The sequence below is a fragment of the Streptomyces kryoterrae genome (genome assembly GCF_054072135.1).
The window spans coordinates 5417343-5433238 of the sequence record NZ_CM133358.1 but is presented as its reverse complement, the minus strand read 5'-3'; the positions used below and the strand labels follow the sequence as shown (position 1 = coordinate 5433238).

Below are 15896 nucleotides of genomic sequence, written 5' to 3'. Positions count from 1 at the left end.
GGGAGACACATTTTCGGCCACGGCGGTTGCGGTGCGACAGCCCCGGTTCCCCGTTCCAGAAGATGACCATGAACAGGTCAGCGATGTCGGCGGGTTCCCGCGAGGTGGGTCGAGGTCAGTCGGTACGGGCCGATTCCGCCGCCGCCGCGATGTTGCGGGCCATGCCGCCGAAGACCGCTGCGTGGAAGGGGGCCACGCCCCGCCAGTAGGCGTGGCCGGCCAGGCCGTGCGGATGGAACAGGGCCCGCTGGTGGTACACCGTGCGGCCCTGGGGATCCCGGTCGACGGTCATCTCCAGCCAGGCCAGGCCAGGCAGCCGCATCTCCGCGCGCAGCCGCAGCAGCCGGCCCGGCTCGATCTCCTCCACCCGCCAGAAGTCCAGGCTGTCACCGACCCGCAGCCGGGTCGCGTCCCGGCGGCCCCGGCGTAGGCCGACCCCGCCCACCAGGGTGTCCAGCCAGCCACGCAGGGACCAGGCCAGCGGCGAGGAGTACCAGCCGTTCTCACCGCCGATCGACTCCACCACACGCCACAGGGCCTGCGGCGACGCCGCGACCGTACGCTCGCGGTGATCCGTGTAGAGGCTCCCGCCCGCCCAGTCGGGGTCGGTCGGCAGCGGGTCGCTGGGGGCGTGGGGAGTCGAGGCCGAGGACCATCTGGTGGCCACGTCCGCGTCCCGCACCCGCCGCAGCGCCAGCCGGATCGCCCGGTCGAGGGTGAGCGGTCCCTCCGGCGGGTCCGGCACATAGCGGACGATGTCCCGCTCGGCGCAGACCACCTCGTGCTTCAGCGACTCGACCAGCGGACGCGCGAGAGCGCCCGGCACCGGGGTGACCAGACCGACCCAGAGGCTGGACAGCCGGGGCGTGAGCAGCGGAACAGGGACGATGACGCGCTTCCGCAGTCCGGCGACGGCGGCGTACCGCCGCATCATCCCCTGATACGTGACGACGTCCGGTCCGCCGATGTCGAAAGTGCGGTTCACGTCGGCCGGCAGCCGCGCGCACCCCACGAGGAGGCGGAGCACGTCCCGGACGGCGATCGGCTGGATACGGGTGCGCACCCAGCTCGGGGTCACCATCGCGGGGAGCCGCTCGGTCAGATGGCGCAGCATCTCGAACGAGGCCGAACCCGACCCGATGATCACCGCGGCCCGCAGTACGGCGGTCGGTACGCCCGAGGCCAGGAGGATGCGGCCCACTTCGGCGCGGGACCGCAGGTGGGGTGACAGCTCGCGCTCCGGTACTCCGGCGGGGGTCAGGCCGCCGAGGTAGACGATCCGCCGGATTCCGGCGGCACGCGCCTGCTCACCGAAGATCCTGGCCGCGCGCCGGTCGGTCTCCTCGAAACCCCGGCCGGTGCCCAGCGCGTGCACCAGGTAGTACGCGACGTCCATTCCCTCCATGGCCGCGCGTACGGACTCCTCGTCCGTCACGTCCCCTCGCACCGTCTCCGCCTGCCCGGCCCACGGATGGTCCCGCAGCTTGCCGGGCGAGCGGGCCAGGCAGCGCACCGGGTATCCGGCCGCCAGCAACTCCGGCACCAGCCTGCCGCCCAGGTAACCGGTGGCGCCGGTGACCAGACAGCGCGGTGGCCGGTCGTCCGCGTGAAACGTCATGGCTCTCATGCCTTCCCGCGTCTTCCCGGGACGTGCCCTCCGAGGGCGCTGCCGCTGTTCCCCGTTCCCTGTTCCCCTGAGGCCATGCTTGGGGCCGGGGGCGGGCACCGCAACCGCGCACCCGCGCCGACGCGGGCCGGGTCACTGGGCGCGGATGGCGTCGGCGGGCGGGGTGCGCAGGGCCTGGCGGGTGGGGAGTTCGACGGTGAGGAAGGCCGTGGTGGTGACCGTCAGGGCGAGCGCGGGCAGCAGCCACACCGGGCCCGTCGGCCAGGGGTGGCCGAGGAAGCCCTGGCCCAGGAGGGCGAGGGGTACGGCGGACAGCAGCAGGGCCGCGGTGAGCGCGGTGGCGGCGGTCACCGCCGCCTCGCGCCGCATCATCGCGCGGATCTGCCGGGGTGTGGTGCCGATGAGCCGGAGAGCCGCCAGTTCCAGCCGGCGCTGCGCGGTGGCGGCGACGAGCTTGTTGGCGATGCTCAGGAGCAGGTAGCCGAGCAGGACGACGATCATCGCCAGGTTGATCCACACCTCCGGTGGTGCGTCCCGCAGGCCGTCGGTGGTCGTGGGGGCCGTGTCCGTGAGGGCCAGGCCCGGGTGGGACGCGGCGAGCGATGTCAGGGCCTGCCGGGCGGTCGCCGTGCCGTCCGTGCGGATCAGGATGCCCTGGTCGAGGCCCGTCGTGGTGTGTCCGGCCGCCAGGTCGTGGGACAGGACCACCGTGCCGAAGCCGAGGCCCCGGGCGTAGACGGCGACCACCTCGGCGTCGACCCTCGCGCCGTCACCGAGGACGAGACCCACCCGCCGGCCCACCGACGCGGAGCGCGAGCGTACGACATCGCTGCTGACGGCGATGGTGGCGCCGGTGAGGTGCTCCAGGCTGCCGTCCCGTACGTCGAGGTCGAGGACGTCCGACGCGCCGGGGGTGAGGATCATCGCGGAGGCGGACTCGGTCACCGTGTCGTCGAACATCTTGTACGGCCACACCACGGTGGTTGTGCTCACCGGCGCCGCCGCCCGTACGCCGGCCGTGCCCCGTACGTCGGCGAGCGTGCCGTCGGGCAGTCCGCCCAGGCCCGGCGCGTCGAGGCGCTGCTGGGCGAGGGTGCCGATGCGGGTGTCGTCGGCGGTGGCGGCCAGCACGGTGGTCTGGGTGAGGGTGTACGTCAGGACGAACACGACCGCCATGGCCAGGGTGCTGACGATCCCGGCGTTGCGCAGGGCGTAGGCGCGGACGTTGGCCATGGCCAGCCAGGTCGGCGCGGAGACGCCGGTGCGGGTGCGCCGGGCCGCCGCGTTCCCGATGCCCCGGACGAGGGACGGACCGGCCAGGGCCAGCCCGATCGCCCCGAGGATGCCCGCGATGGACGTGGCCGCCGCGCCGAGGACCGTCGGGGAGAAGAGCGGTACGGCCGACATGGTGGTCGCGCCGACGATGACGAGGAGGCCGATGCGCGTCCGGGTGCGCGACGGTTCGCGCGGCTCGCTGCGCGATTCGGCGACCGCCTCGGTGGCGGGCATCCGCGAGGTGCGCCACGCCGAGCTGCGGGCCGAGATCCGCACGGTCAGGGCCATCAGGAGCGTCGCCGCGAGGGCGGGCAACGGGCTGATGGTCAGCGGGAGTGCGGACGGGACGAGACCCTGGTCGGCCAGCAGTCCGCGGAACCGCCCGGCCAGCAGGTAGCCGAGTGCCACACCGGGTACGAGGGCCACGGCCGCGACGACGGTCGACTGGGCGGCGGCAAGTCGCCTGATCTGCCGGGGAGTCGCGCCGACGGCCCGCATCAGCGCCAGGTCCCGGCGCTGCCCGGCGATCGACACGGTCAGCGCGCTCGCCGTCACGAACCCGGTGATCAGCAGGATGATCCCGGCGAGCGAACCGGCGAGGAGAACCAGAAGGGAGCGGGACGCGCCGGCTCCGGGTGACACCAGGTCGCCGCGGTCCACGCCGGTGACCGTCTCAAGTCCCGTCCCCTTCAGCCTCGTTCGGACTTCGGCGGCGACCTGTTCCTCGGCGCCGGGTGCGGTGCGGAGGCCGATCAGGTCGACGGTTCCGGCGCGCGGGCCACCGGCGCCCTTCTCCCTTCCCGACAGCCGTACGGCCGTCGGGTCCGCGAAGAGGACACCGGCGCCCGGCGCGTCGACGACCGCCGAGACGCGGTACCCGGCGGCGGGCCGGGCGTTGGCGACGACCATGACCCGGTCACCCACCGTCAACCCCGCAGCGGCGGCGGTGGCGCTGTCCACGGCGATCTCGCCGGAGCCGGCCGGCCCCCTGCCGTCGACCCGCGCCCGCTCCAGCAGCTTCACCGAGGACCAGCCGTGTCCCGACGACTGGGGACCGGCGGCGGCCGGTACGACCCGGCCCTGCGCGTCGATGAGGGCGGCGGGGAATCCGAGGTCGCCGACCGCCCCGGTGACACCCGGCAACTGGGCCAGTTCGGCGACCAGTTGGGCCGGGACCGTACGACGTTCCGGGAGGGCGATCGGCATGTCGCCGCTCGGGTGGAGTTCCTGGTCGGCCGCGACGACGACGTCCGCGCCGCCGAGACGGCCGACAGGCAGGTGGGAACGCAGGCCGGACTCGGCGAGGACGCCGGTACCGGTGATCAGGGCCGCGCCGCCGAGAACCGCGCAGGCCACGGCGATCAGCGCGGTGATCCGGTGTCCGACCATCTGCAGGGCGAGACGGAACATGTCGAATTTGGTGAACTTGGTGAACTTGGTGAACATGGCTCAGACCCCCGCCAACGCTACGAGCCGGGCGGCCAGTTCGGGTGCGGTCGGCGCTTCGAGGGACTCGACCACCCGGCCGTCGGCCATCACCGCCACATGGTGTGCGCGGGCGGCGGCGGCCGGGTCGTGGGTGACCATCACCACCGTCTGGCGCAGGTCGTCGACGAGGTCGCGCAGCAGGTCCAGGACCTCGTGGGCGCTGCGCAGGTCCAGCGCGCCGGTCGGCTCGTCGGCGAACACGACGGCGGGCTTGGCCGCCAACGCCCTTACGACGGCGGCCCGTTGCTGCTGGCCGCCAGAGAGTTCGGCCGGGCGGTGGCTGAGCCGGTCGGCGAGACCGACCCGCGCCGTCAGCGTCCGCAGCCAGTCGTGGTCCGGGGTGCGTCCCGCCAGCCGCAGCGGCAGCGTGATGTTGTCCTGGATGCTGAGCGAGGGGATCAGGTTGTACGCCTGGAACACGAACCCGACGCGCTCCCGGCGCAGTTCGGTACGGCGGGTCTCGTTCAGGCCGGCGATCTCGTGGCCGTCGATGCGGACACTGCCCGAGGTCGGGGAGTCCAGCCCGGCGGCGCAGTGCATCAGCGTGCTCTTGCCGGAGCCCGAGGGGCCCATCACCGCGAGGAACGTGCCGCGTTCGACGGTCAGCGACACCTCGTCGAGGGCGCGGATGCCTCCCGCGTACTCCTTGACGACCCGGTCCAGGACGATGGCGGGCGTCGACGCGTCGGGCGCGGTGGCCGCAGAGTCGCGGGTCCACGCCAGGGCGGCGTTCATCGACGGCCCCGCAGGTGGCGCGCGCCGAGGATGCCCGCGCCGAGGACGGTGACCATGCCACAGGCCAGGTGCACCCAGGTGTCCGCGTCGGCGTAGGTGGCCGCCGAGTTGGCGACCGCGCTGACCACGACCACGATCCAGAGCAGCGTACGGACGACCTCCCCGCCGGTGACCGCGGGCGACGACGCCTCGTGCGTGCCGTCACCGTCGGCTGGGGTGGTGAGGCGGTAGGGGTCGGCGGTAGCCATGGGGCGTCTCCTGGGGTGCTGAGCGGTCGGTCCGGGGGGTCCGGCCGACGTCATCGACGCTACGGATCGGCACCCCTCCCGGCCGATCCCGCAGCCCGCCCTCTCCGGGGTACAGCAGGCTGTACCCCGGCCCTCGGCCTGCGGTGAACTGATGCGCGTCATAAGGTCGTTCGCAACCAGTCGTTCGCAACCAGGGGAGGGGAGAGCGGATGGCGGTCCAGCAGGACACGACGGCAGCCGGTGACCGGCGGGTGGGCCTCAGGGACACCGTCGTACGGACCACGAGAGCGGCCGGCGCCGCGATCGCCCAGCTCGCCTCCGGGCTCGGTACGGCCTTCCGTGCGCTGCTCCTGCTGCTCTGGCTGGCCGTCACCGCCGTGACGAGCCTGGTCGGGGTGGGACTGCTCATGGCGCCCGCGGTCTTCGGCGCGCTGCACGGCCTGGCCGGCCGGGAACGCGACCGGCTCGGCCGCCGGGGTCCCGAGGTCATCGCCCCAGAACCGCCGCCGACGCGGCTACGGCTCGCCCTCGTCGACCCCACCACCCGACGCGAACTGCGCTGGCTGGCCCGGCACGCCACCCTGGGCCTCCTCCTGGGGCTGCTCGGCGTCCTCCTGCCGCTCGTCGCCGTGCGCGACAGCCTCTTTCCCCTGTACTGGAAGCTCCTGCCCGAGGACACGACCGCCACGTCCATGGGGGTCGGCAACGCGCACTCCTGGCCGGACGCGCTCGCCGTGGCCATGCTGGGCGTGGGCTGGATCGCCATCATCCTGGGGCTCGGCCCCGGCATGGCCCGTGCCCAGGCCCGGCCCGGACGTCTGCTCCTCGCGGCCGGACCGGAGGCGGATCTGTCGCTCCGCGTCGCCGAACTCACCGCCACCCGCGCCGCCGCCCTGGACGCCCACGCCACCGAACTGCGCCGCATCGAGCGCGCCCTGCACGACGGCACGCAGAACCGGATCGTCTCCGTCACCGTCCTGGTCGGCGCCGCCCGCCGCATGGTGGCCCGCGACCCGGCGGGCGCCGACGAGCTCCTCGAACGCGCCCAGTCCGCCGCCGAGCAGGCCCTCGCGGAGCTGCGCACGGTCTCCCGGAGCATCCTGCCCCCGGTGCTGGACGACCGCGGGCTGGCCGGCGCGCTCTCGGGGCTGGCGGCGGAGTGCGCGGTGCCGTGCCGGATCGACGTCGACGTACCCGAACGCTGTGCCGCCTCCGTCGAGGCGACCGCCTACTTCGTCATCGCCGAGGCCCTGACCAACATCGCCAAGCACAGCGGCGCCGTATCCGCCTCCGTCACCGCGCGCAGCTGCGGCGGCCGTCTCCTGCTCCACGTCGAGGACGACGGCCGGGGCGGGGCGGACGAAGACGGCGGCTCCGGTCTCACCGGCATCCGCCGCCGGATCGCCGCGCACGACGGCACCCTCTCCCTGGCCAGCCCGCCCGGCGGCCCGACAACCCTGAAGGTGGAACTCCCCTGTGGAGCGTGACATGCGGATCGTGATCGCCGAGGACGACCCTCTGCTGCGGGAGGGCCTCGCCCTGCTGCTGCGCGCCGAGGGCCTCGACGTGGTGGCCACCGCGGGCACCCCCGACGAGGCGCTGGCCGCCATCGACGAACACAAGCCGGACGTCGCCATCCTCGACGTACGGATGCCGCCGACCCACACCGACGAGGGGATCGTCGCGGCGGTCGAGGCCCGGCGCCGGCGGCCCGACCTGGCCGTCCTCGTGCTGTCCGCGTACGTCGAGCAGTCCTTCGCCACCGAGCTGCTCACCGGCGGGGTGAACGGCCTCGGCTATCTGCTGAAGGAACGCGTCGGCCGGGTCGAGGAGTTCCTGGACGCCCTGCACCGGGTGGCGGACGGCGGCACCGCCATCGACCCCGAGGTCGTCGCCCAGCTCTTCACCCGCTCCCACCAGGACACCCGCCTCGACCGGCTCAGCCCCCGCGAGCGGGACGTGCTCGCCCTGATGGCCGAAGGCCTCGGCAACACCGCCGTCGCCGAACGGCTCGTCGTCACCGAGGGCGCCGTCCACAAGCACATCCGCAGCATCTTCGCCAAGCTCGACCTGTCCCCGACGGACCGGGTCGACCGGCGGGTCGCGGCGGTCCTGCGGTATCTGGAGGACCTGCGGCGTCCGGGCTGAGCACAGCGGTAGAACGACAGAGCGGCCAACTACCGTGCGGGGCACGGCAGAAGGGCCCCGTTCCGCCCGCCGCTCGCCCGGTTGTCCGGGAACCACACCGGAATTGTCCTTGATCGGTAACGGACGCATCCTGCGGCCTCTTTTCCTCGTCATGCAGGTTGGTCGCAAGGTGACCGAGGATCGGCGAGGAACTGCGGGAAAGCGGTGGGGACATGGCGCGGCACAGTGGCGGGCGCGGCTGGTACGGCAAGGTGCTCGGCGCGGCGCTCGGGGTGACGTTGCTCGCCACCGGCGCCTCGATGTGGACCGCGCAGGCCGGTGCCGTGGACGGCTCGACGCCGAAGACGACCGCTTCCGCCAAGCCGGGCGGTGCCGTCAAGCCGGTCGCGGTGACCATCGTGCACGCCTCTGACAAGGGGGCGCGCGGCGTCAACATCACCATCGACGACGGCCCCGACCCCGCATGGACCCCCCAAGTGCTCGACGTACTGCGGGAGTACGGGGTGAAGGCCACGTTCTGCATGGTGGGGACGCAGGCGCAGGCCCACCCCGACCTCGTGAAGCAGGTGGTCGCGGCCGGGCACCGGTTGTGCGACCACTCGGTGTCGCACCACACCACCATGGACAAGAAGTCCGAGGCCTACCAGTCGCAGGAGATCCTCGACGCCGAACGCATGATCACCGAGGCGTCCGGGGGCGTACGCCCGATGTACTACCGGGCGCCCGGCGGGGCGTTCACCCCGTACAGCCGCAAGCTCGCCGCCTCCCGGGGCATGCGCCCGCTGGGCTGGAACGTGGACACCAAGGACTTCGAACGGCCGGGCACGGACGCCATCGTCGCCACCGTCGAGCGGGAACTGCCGAACGGGCCGACGCTCCTCTTCCACGACGCGGGAGGCGACCGCTCCCAGACCGTCGAGGCCCTGCGCCGGATCCTCCCCGAACTCAAGCAGCAGGGCTACTCGTTCGGGTTCCCGGTGCGCTGAGCGCCGACGCGGGTCGCCTGACGGTGGAAACCCGACAGGCTCAGGTCAGACGAAGTCGTTGACGTCGTGCTCGATCAGATCGGATGCGTGCCGGGCGACAGCGCGGTAGTCGGCGTCGTCGTGGAGGACGGCCAGGCCGCGGTGGCGGCGATGACCAGGTCCACCGCCGAGGCACTGCGATGCTCCCCGGTCTGGGCCATACGGTGCTGCACCGCGCTGATCCGGCGCCCCGCGTTCTTCGGCACCGAGGTATCCGGGTAGAGGTCGGCGAACATTTCCGCGATCTCGTCGTACTCACGGCCGTTCCGGGCGCTGTACCGGAACTCGGCGCTGCACGGAGCAGGATGCGACGGCCCCGGCATCGACCGCGTCGTACCAGGCCGACTGCAGTTTCGGCTCGCGGAGCAGCCGGACCAGGCCGGACGTGTCGGGCAGGTAGATCACCGGCTGTCCTTCTCCGCCCGGTGCAGGCGCTCGGCATCCTCGACGGCACCCCACTCACGCGCACGCTCGAAGTGACGGCTGATGCGCGCCGCACGCTCCTGCTGCTCGGCATAGAAGTGCAGAGCGAGATTGACCGCCTCTTTCCTGGTCCTGACCTTGGACAGAGCCATGACGCGTTCCAGGGCGTCGTCGTCGATGTCGATCTGGGTCGCTGACATGCGGCACCTCCTGCACGATGGTGGTGATATCCGTAGAAGAACATGTCACCGACATTCTCGGGTCCAGCCTGCTGGTGGCACGCGCCGTCCGGTCCCCGCCGTCCCACGCCACCTGCGATTTCACCCTCACTGCAACCAATCCGGGGTCTCGACAGGAACGGATTACGACCGGACATGTCCCGACCGTGGAGGCCCTCGGTGAAAGAAGTAGTACATATCAGCAGAAATCCGTCGGCCGGTCCCGTCCTGGAGGAGTTGCTGGGCCGGGTGGCGCTCGGGGACGAGGACGCGTTCGCCGGTGTCTACGACGCCGTGGCGGGACCGGTGCTGGGTGTCGTGCGGGCCGTACTGCGCGATCAGGCGCAGTCGGAGGAGGTGACGCAGGAGGTGCTGGTGGAGGTGTGGCGGACCGCTCCCCGCTACCGGGCCGACCGGGGGACGGCGATCAACTGGATCCTCACGCTGGCGCACCGCCGGGCGGTGGACCGGGTGCGCTCGGTGGACGCCGCCGCTGCCCGCGACCACAAGGCCGCGCTGCTGGACCGGCTGCCCGAGTACGACGAGGTGGTCGAGCACGTGGAGGCACGGCTGGAGCGGGAACAGGTACGGCGCTGTGTGCGCACGCTGACCGAGCTCCAGCGGCAGGCCGTCACCCTGGCGTACTACCGGGGGCTGACCTACCGCGAGGTGGCGGAGGCGCTGGCGCTGCCGCTGGGGACCGTCAAGACCCGACTGCGCGACGGGCTCATCCGGCTGCGCGACTGCCTGGGGGTGACCGCGTGACGACCACCGATCTGCACCGGCTGACGGGCGCCTACGCCCTGCACGCCCTGTCCGACGCGGAGAACACCGCGTTCGAGCGGCACCTGACGGGCTGCGAGGCGTGCGCGCAGGAGGCCGCCGAACTGTCCGCGACCGCCGCCCGCATGGGTCTCGCCGTCGCCACGACACCCCCGGCCGGGCTGCGCGAACAGGTGCTGCGCCGGATCACCACGGTCCGCCAGGAGACCCCCGGCGGGCCGGCCCAGGCCCTCGCCGTACGGTCCGGCCCCCGGGCCCGGACGCTGTCCCGGTGGGCGCTGGCCGCCTGCCTCGCGGCGGCCACGACGCTCGGCGGAACGACCCTGTGGCAGCACCAGCAGGCCGAGGACGCACGCGACCGGGCACGCCAGGCCGCCCAGGCCACGGACGAGATCGCCGCCGTACTGGCCGCACCGGACGCCAGAACCCGGGCCGCCGGGCTGACCGGCGGCGCCACGGGTACCGTCGTCGTCTCCCGGGGCCGGGACAGGGCGGTGTTCTTCGTCTCGGGGATGGCCTCTCCGCCCGGCGGGAAGGTCTACCAGCTGTGGTTCGACGAGGGCGGAGCCATGCGGCCGGCCGGCCTGATGGACCCCGCCCGCGGCGACCAGGCCGTCCTGCTCCGGGGCGGCGTCGACGGGGCCTCGGGCATGGGCATCACCGTCGAACCCGACGGCGGCTCGAAAGAGCCCACGTCCGCCCCGGTCGCCGTGCTGACCTTCCCGAGCTGAACGGGGTCGACGGAGGTCAGACGAGGCCCGTGACCGTCACGGTGACCCTCGGGGCGGGCTGCGAGGGCTGGGCGTACTCCAGGGCGCCCAGGCGCCGCTCGACGGTGTCCCGGACGACGCGGGCCACGTCCAGGGTCCTGGCCCGCCGCCGCGCTACGACGTGGATCTCGACGTGCCAGGAACCGTCGCCGTCCTGGCGGGTCATGCGCACTCCGGCGGACGGTGCCCCGGCGGTGCCCGCCGGAGGCCGCGACAGCGCGGAGCGCAGCCGGTCGGTCAGGCCCGGCCGGAGGAAGGCCACCCCGGGCACGCCCTCCGCGGCCGTGGCGAGTTCCGCGACGAGTGCCGCGTGCGCGGTGTTCTCGTGCTGCACGGTCATGGCGTACGGCCTTCTTCCTGGTCGTCGTCGGCCGGGGTGTGGAGCAGATCGGTGACATGGATGTCCACAGCCGCCACGACCATGCCCAGTTCGCGGTCGGCCGCCTCCCGCACCCGCTCACGCACCCGGGCGGCGAGCTCCGGCAGGGAGACCCCGGCCGGGGCGTGGATGCCGAGGCGGACTCCGACGGCGCCGTCGGCGGGGGCTGCGGAGTGGGCGTCGGCCGGAGCGTCGAAAAGCCGGCAGGAGCCTGCCCGGACGCCCGCGACCGTCTCGGCCGCCGCGCGCAGCGCGCGGGCCGCGACCGCCTCCATGATCCACAGGTCCTCGGCGGGTTCACCGAGGGGCAGGGGGCGGCCCGGACGCAGTTCGAGGCGTACGACGTCCATGACCCGCCGGGTCAGCGGCCCGGCGTCGTAGGCGGAGGTGTCCGTCTCCTCCTGCAGGCCGCGCACCACCGACTCCAGCCGATCGAGTCCGCTCACGGCCTGCCTGCAGTACGGGCAGAACCGCAAGTGGGCGTCGGCGTCACCGATGTCGTCGGGGTCGCCGGTGTCGTCGGTGTCGTTGGAGCGCTGTTCCCAGTCGTTCCAGGTCTGCGACAACAGCCTTCCGCACGGCAGGAGTTCGTCGTCGTCAGCGTGGGTGGACGCGTTGTTCGGCGGATCGGTGCGGTCGGTCATCGCCAGGCCCCCAGTGCTTGGGTGAGACAACGGCGGGCGCGGAAGACCCGGGCGCGGACGGCCTCCTGGCTGATGCCGACCGTGTCCGCGATGAACTCGTAGGAGCGGCCGTCCAGTTCGCGCAGCACCCAGCAGGCCCGCTGTTCGGCCGAGAGCAGGTCGAGGGCCTCCCGCAACTCGCGGACGGCTTCGTGGGCCTCCGTGATGCGGGCCGGGGAGGTGGTGTGCTCGGCCGCGGCCACGTCACCCGCCGCCTCCAGCGAGGCCACGGGTTTGCGGGCCCGCAGCACGTTCAGGCAGCGGTTGGTGACGATCCGGTATGTCCAGGTGCCGAAGGAGGAGCGCCCCTGGAACTCCGGCAGTCTCCGCCAGGCGCTGAGGAAGGCGTCCTGCACGGCGTCCTCCGCCTCGGTACGGGTCCCGAGCAGGCCCGTCGCGAGCCGGATCAGGGCCGGCGCGTGCCGCTGCACGAGCACGGCGAAGGCGTCCTCGTCGCCTTCCCCGGCACGGACCGTCAGCAGGGCGTCGTCCGGGTCGGCCCGGGTGTCCGGTGGTGCGCTCCGGGTGCGGTCACCCGCCACTGGGCGACTCCTCTCGTCCGGTCGGCCGGTCTTCCGAAGGTTGGACACCGCAGCGCGGTCCCCGTTACGGAGAACCCGAGGAACACGTGGCACTTCGGGAGACGGGCACCGTACGGATGCCGCGTGGGGGCACTTTCACTCCTCTTTTTCCGTAACGGAAGCGAGCGCGGATTGGCCGGAAAGGGAAAATCATCCGATCGTGGGGGCGACCAATCCGCCCGGCTTTCGGGGCCGGATTCCCCACGTGACCGAGAACGAGAAGAAAGCACCGCCGCCGCTGGGCGCGCTCAGCGGCGTCCTGGCGGGATTCGCCGCGCTCACGGTCGCCGAGGCGGTGGCGGGAGGCGTGCGTCCGCAGGCCGGTCCTGTCGTCGCAGTGGGCGGCGCGGCGATCGACAGGACTCCCGCCACCGTCAAGGACTGGGCGATCCGGAATTTCGGTTCCGACGACAAGCTGGTTCTTCAGCTCGGAATTCTCGCTGTACTGGCCCTTTTCGCACTGGCGCTCGGAATTCTCGCCCTGCGCTTCAGGCGCACCGGGGCGGCCGGTGTGCTGTTGTTCGGAGTCGTCGGCGCCATCGCGGCGACGAGCAGGCCCGACTCGACCGGTGTCACGGACGCGCTGCCCTCCGTGGCGGGCGCCGCCGCCGGAGCGGTTCTCCTGTACGTCCTCGCGGGCCGACTCACGCCCCGGACTCCCGCGCCCGGAACGTCGGCGCCCGGCCGGTCACCGTCCGGCACATCGGAGTCCGGCTTGTCGGCGCCCGATGCGTCGGAGTCCCGCACATCGACGTCCGGGACTTCGGAGTCCGACACATCCGCGCCCGGCCTGTCGGCGCCCGGCACATCGGAGTCCGGCGAGGGCCGGGAGCCCAGCGAGGGCACGGGGGCCGCCGGAAGCAAGGAGCCCGTGGAAGGCGGCGAGCCCGGGAAGGACAGCGAGGACGTACAGGACAGCGGGCCCGCCGAGGGCAAGGCGTCCGGCGCGGGCTGGGACCGGCGTGGCTTCGTGATCGTGGCGGGCGCGGCGGCCGTGGCATCGGCGGGAGCCGGTCTGCTCGGCCGCTCGCTGAGCGCTTCCGGCGGGCGGGACGCGGTCGCCTCCCGCAGGAACGTGGTCCTGCCCGCACCCGGTTCCCCGGCCCGGGCCGTGCCCAGGGGCGCCCGGCTGCGGGTCCCGGGGGTGAGCCCCTTCGTCACACCCAACGGCGACTTCTACCGCGTCGACACCGCCCTGGTGGTGCCCAGGGTCGACGCCACCGAATGGCGGCTGCGCATCCACGGCGCCGGCGTCTCCCGGCCGGTCACCCTCACCTTCGACGACCTGCTGCGGCGCGAACTGGTCGAGCGGGACATCACGCTCACCTGTGTGTCGAACGAGGTCGGCGGCCCGTACGTCGGCAACGCCCGCTGGATCGGCGTACGACTGGCCGGTCTGCTGGCCGAGTGCGGGGTGAGGCCGCCCTCGAAGGGCGGGCCGGCCGACCAGCTGGTGGCCCGTTCCGTGGACGGGATGACGATCGGCAGCCCGGTCGAGGACGTGATGGACGGCCGTGACGCCCTCCTCGCGCTGGGCATGAACGGCGAACCGCTGCCCTTCGAGCACGGCTTCCCGGTCCGCATGGTGGTGCCCGGCCTCTACGGCTACGTCTCGGCCTGCAAGTGGATCAAGGACATCGAGCTGACCACGTTCGCCGCCTACGACCCCTACTGGGTCAGGCGCGGCTGGGCCCGCCGGGCGCCGGTCAAGACGCAGTGCCGGATCGACACCCCCAGGCCCTTCGCCCGCCCCGGCACCGGCGCGGTCATGGTCGCCGGGGTCGCGTGGGCCCAGCACCGCGGCATCGACAGGGTCGAGGTCCGGGTCGACGACGGTCCCTGGCAGGAGGCCCGGCTCGCCGCCGAGGACACCCGCGACACCTGGCGCCAGTGGTCCTTCCCCTGGCAGGCCACCAAGGGCGGCCACACCCTCACCGCCCGCGCCACCGACCGCACCGGCGCGGTGCAGACCGAGAAGCGCGCCCGCACCATCCCCGACGGCGCCAGCGGCCGGCACTCCGTGGTCGTGACCGTCGACTGATCCCGGCCTCTCTGTCCCCTGCCCTCTGGCCCCTGGCCCCTGACCCCTCAAGCCACCTTCCCGACCCCCGTACGAACGCGGCTCAGGCCGCACCGACCCACAGGAGAAGCCCCATGAACACCCGCATCAGCCGTACCCGCCGTATCGCTGTGACCGTCGCCGCGGCTGCCGTCCTGCCGCTGGCTCTGAGCGCCTGCTCCGACGACAGCGGCAGCGACTCCGCCAAGTCCGACTCCTCGACGAAGGCTTCCGCGTCGGCCGCCACGTCGGACGACGGCATGACCGGTTCCGGCAGCGCCACCACGGCGGACCAGCCGTTCGGCTCCGCCTGTTCGGCGGTGCCCGCGAGCGGTGCCGGCTCGTTCGACGGCATGGCCCAGGACCCGGTGGCCACCGCCGCGTCCAACAACCCCGCCCTGTCCACGCTGGTGGCGGCGGTGAAGAAGGCCGGCCTGGTCGACACCCTCAACAACGCCCAGAACATCACCGTGTTCGCGCCGACCAACGACGCCTTCGCCAAGATCCCGAAGGCGACCCTCGACAAGGTCCTGAACGACAAGGCCCAGCTGACGAAGATCCTCACCTACCACGTGGTGGGCCAGAAGCTGGCCCCCAAGGACCTGGAGAAGGGCTCCTTCGACACCCTGGAGACGTCGAAGGTGACCACCTCGGGCTCCGGTGAGTCGTACACCGTCAACGACTCCGCCAAGGTCGTCTGCGGCAACGTGAAGACCGCCAACGCCAACGTCTACATCATCGACACCGTCCTGATGCCCACCAGCTGACGGACTGTCATATTCGGGGCGTCACTTCGGTGGCGCCCCGAGGTTTTTCCGGGTACCCGCGTCACAGACCCGGCCGGGCCGGGTCTGACGGAGTGAAGGCACATCAGCGGAGCACATCAGCGACGAGACGAAGAGATGGGCATGCCATGACCACGCAGACCGCACCAGTCGCCAACGCGAACACCGACAAGGACCTGGACCTGGGCTCCCCGCAGCCGGCCAGGTCGCCGCAGAGCACGACGGCCGTGTCCGGCGGCGCTACGGGAGCCGACCAGCCGGCCGCGAACCGTGGCCGGACGTCGATCGCCGACGTCGTCGTGGTGAAGGTGGCGGGCATCGCCGCCCGGGAGATCCCCGGCGTGCACGACATGGGCGGCGGACTCTCGCGCAGCTTCGGCGCCGTACGCGAGCGCGTGCCCGGCGGCCGGCCCAACGTGGGCCGCGGCGTGAAGGTCGAGGTGGGCGAGCGGCAGACGGCCATCGACCTGGACCTGGTCGTCGAGTACGGGGTGTCCGTCATGGACGTCGCCCTGGACGTCCGGGAGAACGTCGTCTCCGCCGTGGAGCGCGTCACCGGGCTGGAGGTCGTCGAGGTGAACATCACGGTCAACGACGTCCACCTGCCCGACGACGAGGAGTCCCCGAGCACGATCGAGGCCCGCGTGGAGTAACACGTCCGGTCACGGG

16 protein-coding genes and 1 pseudogene are annotated in these 15896 nt (G+C 72.8%); 8 read left to right on the top strand and 9 right to left on the bottom strand.

The features are described 5' to 3' along the window. Positions 1-115: 115 nt before the first annotated feature. From ACW4TU_RS23805 to ACW4TU_RS23790, 4 genes are all read right to left on the bottom strand, one after another. Positions 116-1618: an SDR family oxidoreductase gene (locus tag ACW4TU_RS23805; protein ID WP_457416720.1), complete on the bottom strand. Its 1503-nt coding sequence runs from the start codon at positions 1616-1618 to the stop codon at positions 116-118. A 141-nt stretch (positions 1619-1759) separates the two neighbouring features. Then, on the bottom strand, positions 1760-4312 hold the full coding sequence (locus ACW4TU_RS23800) for an ABC transporter permease (protein WP_457430270.1): 2553 nt from the start codon (positions 4310-4312) through the stop codon (positions 1760-1762). A 39-nt stretch (positions 4313-4351) separates the two neighbouring features. Then, positions 4352-5125, bottom strand: a complete 774-nt coding sequence (locus ACW4TU_RS23795; protein ID WP_457416718.1) for an ABC transporter ATP-binding protein — start codon at positions 5123-5125, stop codon at positions 4352-4354. Continuing rightward, positions 5122-5373 (bottom strand): hypothetical protein, encoded by a 252-nt coding sequence (locus ACW4TU_RS23790; protein ID WP_457416716.1) that lies wholly within the window; start codon positions 5371-5373, stop codon positions 5122-5124. Before ACW4TU_RS23790 ends, ACW4TU_RS23795 begins: the two co-directional genes overlap by 4 nt. Positions 5374-5582: 209 nt before the next feature. Between ACW4TU_RS23790 and ACW4TU_RS23785 the strand changes: the two genes are divergently transcribed. From ACW4TU_RS23785 to ACW4TU_RS23775, 3 genes are all read left to right on the top strand, one after another. Then, complete coding sequence (locus ACW4TU_RS23785; RefSeq protein ID WP_457416714.1) at positions 5583-6860, top strand: sensor histidine kinase; 1278 nt, start codon at positions 5583-5585, stop codon at positions 6858-6860. A 1-nt stretch (position 6861) separates the two neighbouring features. Continuing rightward, on the top strand, positions 6862-7521 hold the full coding sequence (locus ACW4TU_RS23780; protein WP_457416712.1) for a response regulator transcription factor: 660 nt from the start codon (positions 6862-6864) through the stop codon (positions 7519-7521). A 212-nt stretch (positions 7522-7733) separates the two neighbouring features. Then, entirely contained in the window at positions 7734-8507 is a 774-nt protein-coding gene (locus tag ACW4TU_RS23775; RefSeq protein WP_457416710.1) for a polysaccharide deacetylase family protein, read from the top strand. A gap of 45 nt (positions 8508-8552) precedes the next feature. On the opposite strand, the pseudogene ACW4TU_RS23770 reads toward ACW4TU_RS23775, so the two are convergent. Both ACW4TU_RS23770 and ACW4TU_RS23765 read right to left on the bottom strand, forming a co-directional pair. Beyond that, positions 8553-8951: pseudogene (locus ACW4TU_RS23770) on the bottom strand (PIN domain-containing protein). Then, positions 8948-9169 (bottom strand): type II toxin-antitoxin system VapB family antitoxin, encoded by a 222-nt coding sequence (locus ACW4TU_RS23765; protein WP_457416708.1) that lies wholly within the window; start codon positions 9167-9169, stop codon positions 8948-8950. The pseudogene ACW4TU_RS23770 and the gene ACW4TU_RS23765 overlap by 4 nt, the downstream one beginning before the upstream one ends. A gap of 198 nt (positions 9170-9367) precedes the next feature. Here ACW4TU_RS23765 and ACW4TU_RS23760 point away from each other — a divergent pair, with 198 nt between their 5' ends. Together ACW4TU_RS23760 and ACW4TU_RS23755 are read left to right on the top strand one after the other, a co-directional pair. Then, on the top strand, positions 9368-9952 hold the full coding sequence (locus tag ACW4TU_RS23760) for a sigma-70 family RNA polymerase sigma factor (protein ID WP_457416706.1): 585 nt from the start codon (positions 9368-9370) through the stop codon (positions 9950-9952). Continuing rightward, entirely contained in the window at positions 9949-10701 is a 753-nt protein-coding gene (locus tag ACW4TU_RS23755) for an anti-sigma factor (RefSeq protein ID WP_457416704.1), read from the top strand. Before ACW4TU_RS23760 ends, ACW4TU_RS23755 begins: the two co-directional genes overlap by 4 nt. A gap of 16 nt (positions 10702-10717) precedes the next feature. Here the strand turns inward: ACW4TU_RS23755 and ACW4TU_RS23750 are convergent, their stop codons facing one another. Genes ACW4TU_RS23750 through ACW4TU_RS23740 form a run of 3 tightly spaced genes read right to left on the bottom strand, consistent with a single transcriptional unit; the run spans position 10718 to position 12344 of the window. Then, positions 10718-11080, bottom strand: coding sequence for an Asp23/Gls24 family envelope stress response protein (locus ACW4TU_RS23750; protein ID WP_457416702.1), 363 nt, complete (start codon positions 11078-11080; stop codon positions 10718-10720). Next, positions 11077-11763 (bottom strand): Asp23/Gls24 family envelope stress response protein, encoded by a 687-nt coding sequence (locus ACW4TU_RS23745; RefSeq protein ID WP_457416700.1) that lies wholly within the window; start codon positions 11761-11763, stop codon positions 11077-11079. Before ACW4TU_RS23745 ends, ACW4TU_RS23750 begins: the two co-directional genes overlap by 4 nt. Continuing rightward, complete coding sequence (locus tag ACW4TU_RS23740) at positions 11760-12344, bottom strand: RNA polymerase sigma factor (RefSeq protein ID WP_457416698.1); 585 nt, start codon at positions 12342-12344, stop codon at positions 11760-11762. Before ACW4TU_RS23740 ends, ACW4TU_RS23745 begins: the two co-directional genes overlap by 4 nt. A gap of 244 nt (positions 12345-12588) precedes the next feature. Between ACW4TU_RS23740 and ACW4TU_RS23735 the strand changes: the two genes are divergently transcribed. From ACW4TU_RS23735 to ACW4TU_RS23725, 3 genes are all read left to right on the top strand, one after another. Further along, complete coding sequence (locus ACW4TU_RS23735; protein ID WP_457416696.1) at positions 12589-14424, top strand: sulfite oxidase; 1836 nt, start codon at positions 12589-12591, stop codon at positions 14422-14424. A 113-nt stretch (positions 14425-14537) separates the two neighbouring features. Then, positions 14538-15209 (top strand): fasciclin domain-containing protein, encoded by a 672-nt coding sequence (locus tag ACW4TU_RS23730; protein WP_457416694.1) that lies wholly within the window; start codon positions 14538-14540, stop codon positions 15207-15209. Between the two features lie 146 nt (positions 15210-15355). Next, complete coding sequence (locus tag ACW4TU_RS23725) at positions 15356-15880, top strand: Asp23/Gls24 family envelope stress response protein (RefSeq protein ID WP_457416692.1); 525 nt, start codon at positions 15356-15358, stop codon at positions 15878-15880. The last annotated feature ends 16 nt before the right edge of the window (positions 15881-15896 follow it).

What these genes read in the sequence shown, in the direction of transcription:
- ACW4TU_RS23785 (WP_457416714.1), top strand. Translation starts at nt 5,583, where the DNA reads ATGGCGGTCCAGCAGGACACGACGGCAGCCGGTGACCGGCGGGTGGGC.
- ACW4TU_RS23800 (WP_457430270.1), bottom strand. Translation starts at nt 4,312, where the DNA reads ATGTTCCGTCTCGCCCTGCAGATGGTCGGACACCGGATCACCGCGCTG.
- ACW4TU_RS23805 (WP_457416720.1), bottom strand. Translation starts at nt 1,618, where the DNA reads ATGACGTTTCACGCGGACGACCGGCCACCGCGCTGTCTGGTCACCGGC.
- ACW4TU_RS23795 (WP_457416718.1), bottom strand. Translation starts at nt 5,125, where the DNA reads ATGAACGCCGCCCTGGCGTGGACCCGCGACTCTGCGGCCACCGCGCCC.
- ACW4TU_RS23790 (WP_457416716.1), bottom strand. Translation starts at nt 5,373, where the DNA reads ATGGCTACCGCCGACCCCTACCGCCTCACCACCCCAGCCGACGGTGAC.
- ACW4TU_RS23745 (WP_457416700.1), bottom strand. Translation starts at nt 11,763, where the DNA reads ATGACCGACCGCACCGATCCGCCGAACAACGCGTCCACCCACGCTGAC.
- ACW4TU_RS23730 (WP_457416694.1), top strand. Translation starts at nt 14,538, where the DNA reads ATGAACACCCGCATCAGCCGTACCCGCCGTATCGCTGTGACCGTCGCC.
- ACW4TU_RS23725 (WP_457416692.1), top strand. Translation starts at nt 15,356, where the DNA reads ATGACCACGCAGACCGCACCAGTCGCCAACGCGAACACCGACAAGGAC.
- ACW4TU_RS23765 (WP_457416708.1), bottom strand. Translation starts at nt 9,169, where the DNA reads ATGTCAGCGACCCAGATCGACATCGACGACGACGCCCTGGAACGCGTC.
- ACW4TU_RS23750 (WP_457416702.1), bottom strand. Translation starts at nt 11,080, where the DNA reads ATGACCGTGCAGCACGAGAACACCGCGCACGCGGCACTCGTCGCGGAA.
- ACW4TU_RS23780 (WP_457416712.1), top strand. Translation starts at nt 6,862, where the DNA reads ATGCGGATCGTGATCGCCGAGGACGACCCTCTGCTGCGGGAGGGCCTC.
- ACW4TU_RS23775 (WP_457416710.1), top strand. Translation starts at nt 7,734, where the DNA reads ATGGCGCGGCACAGTGGCGGGCGCGGCTGGTACGGCAAGGTGCTCGGC.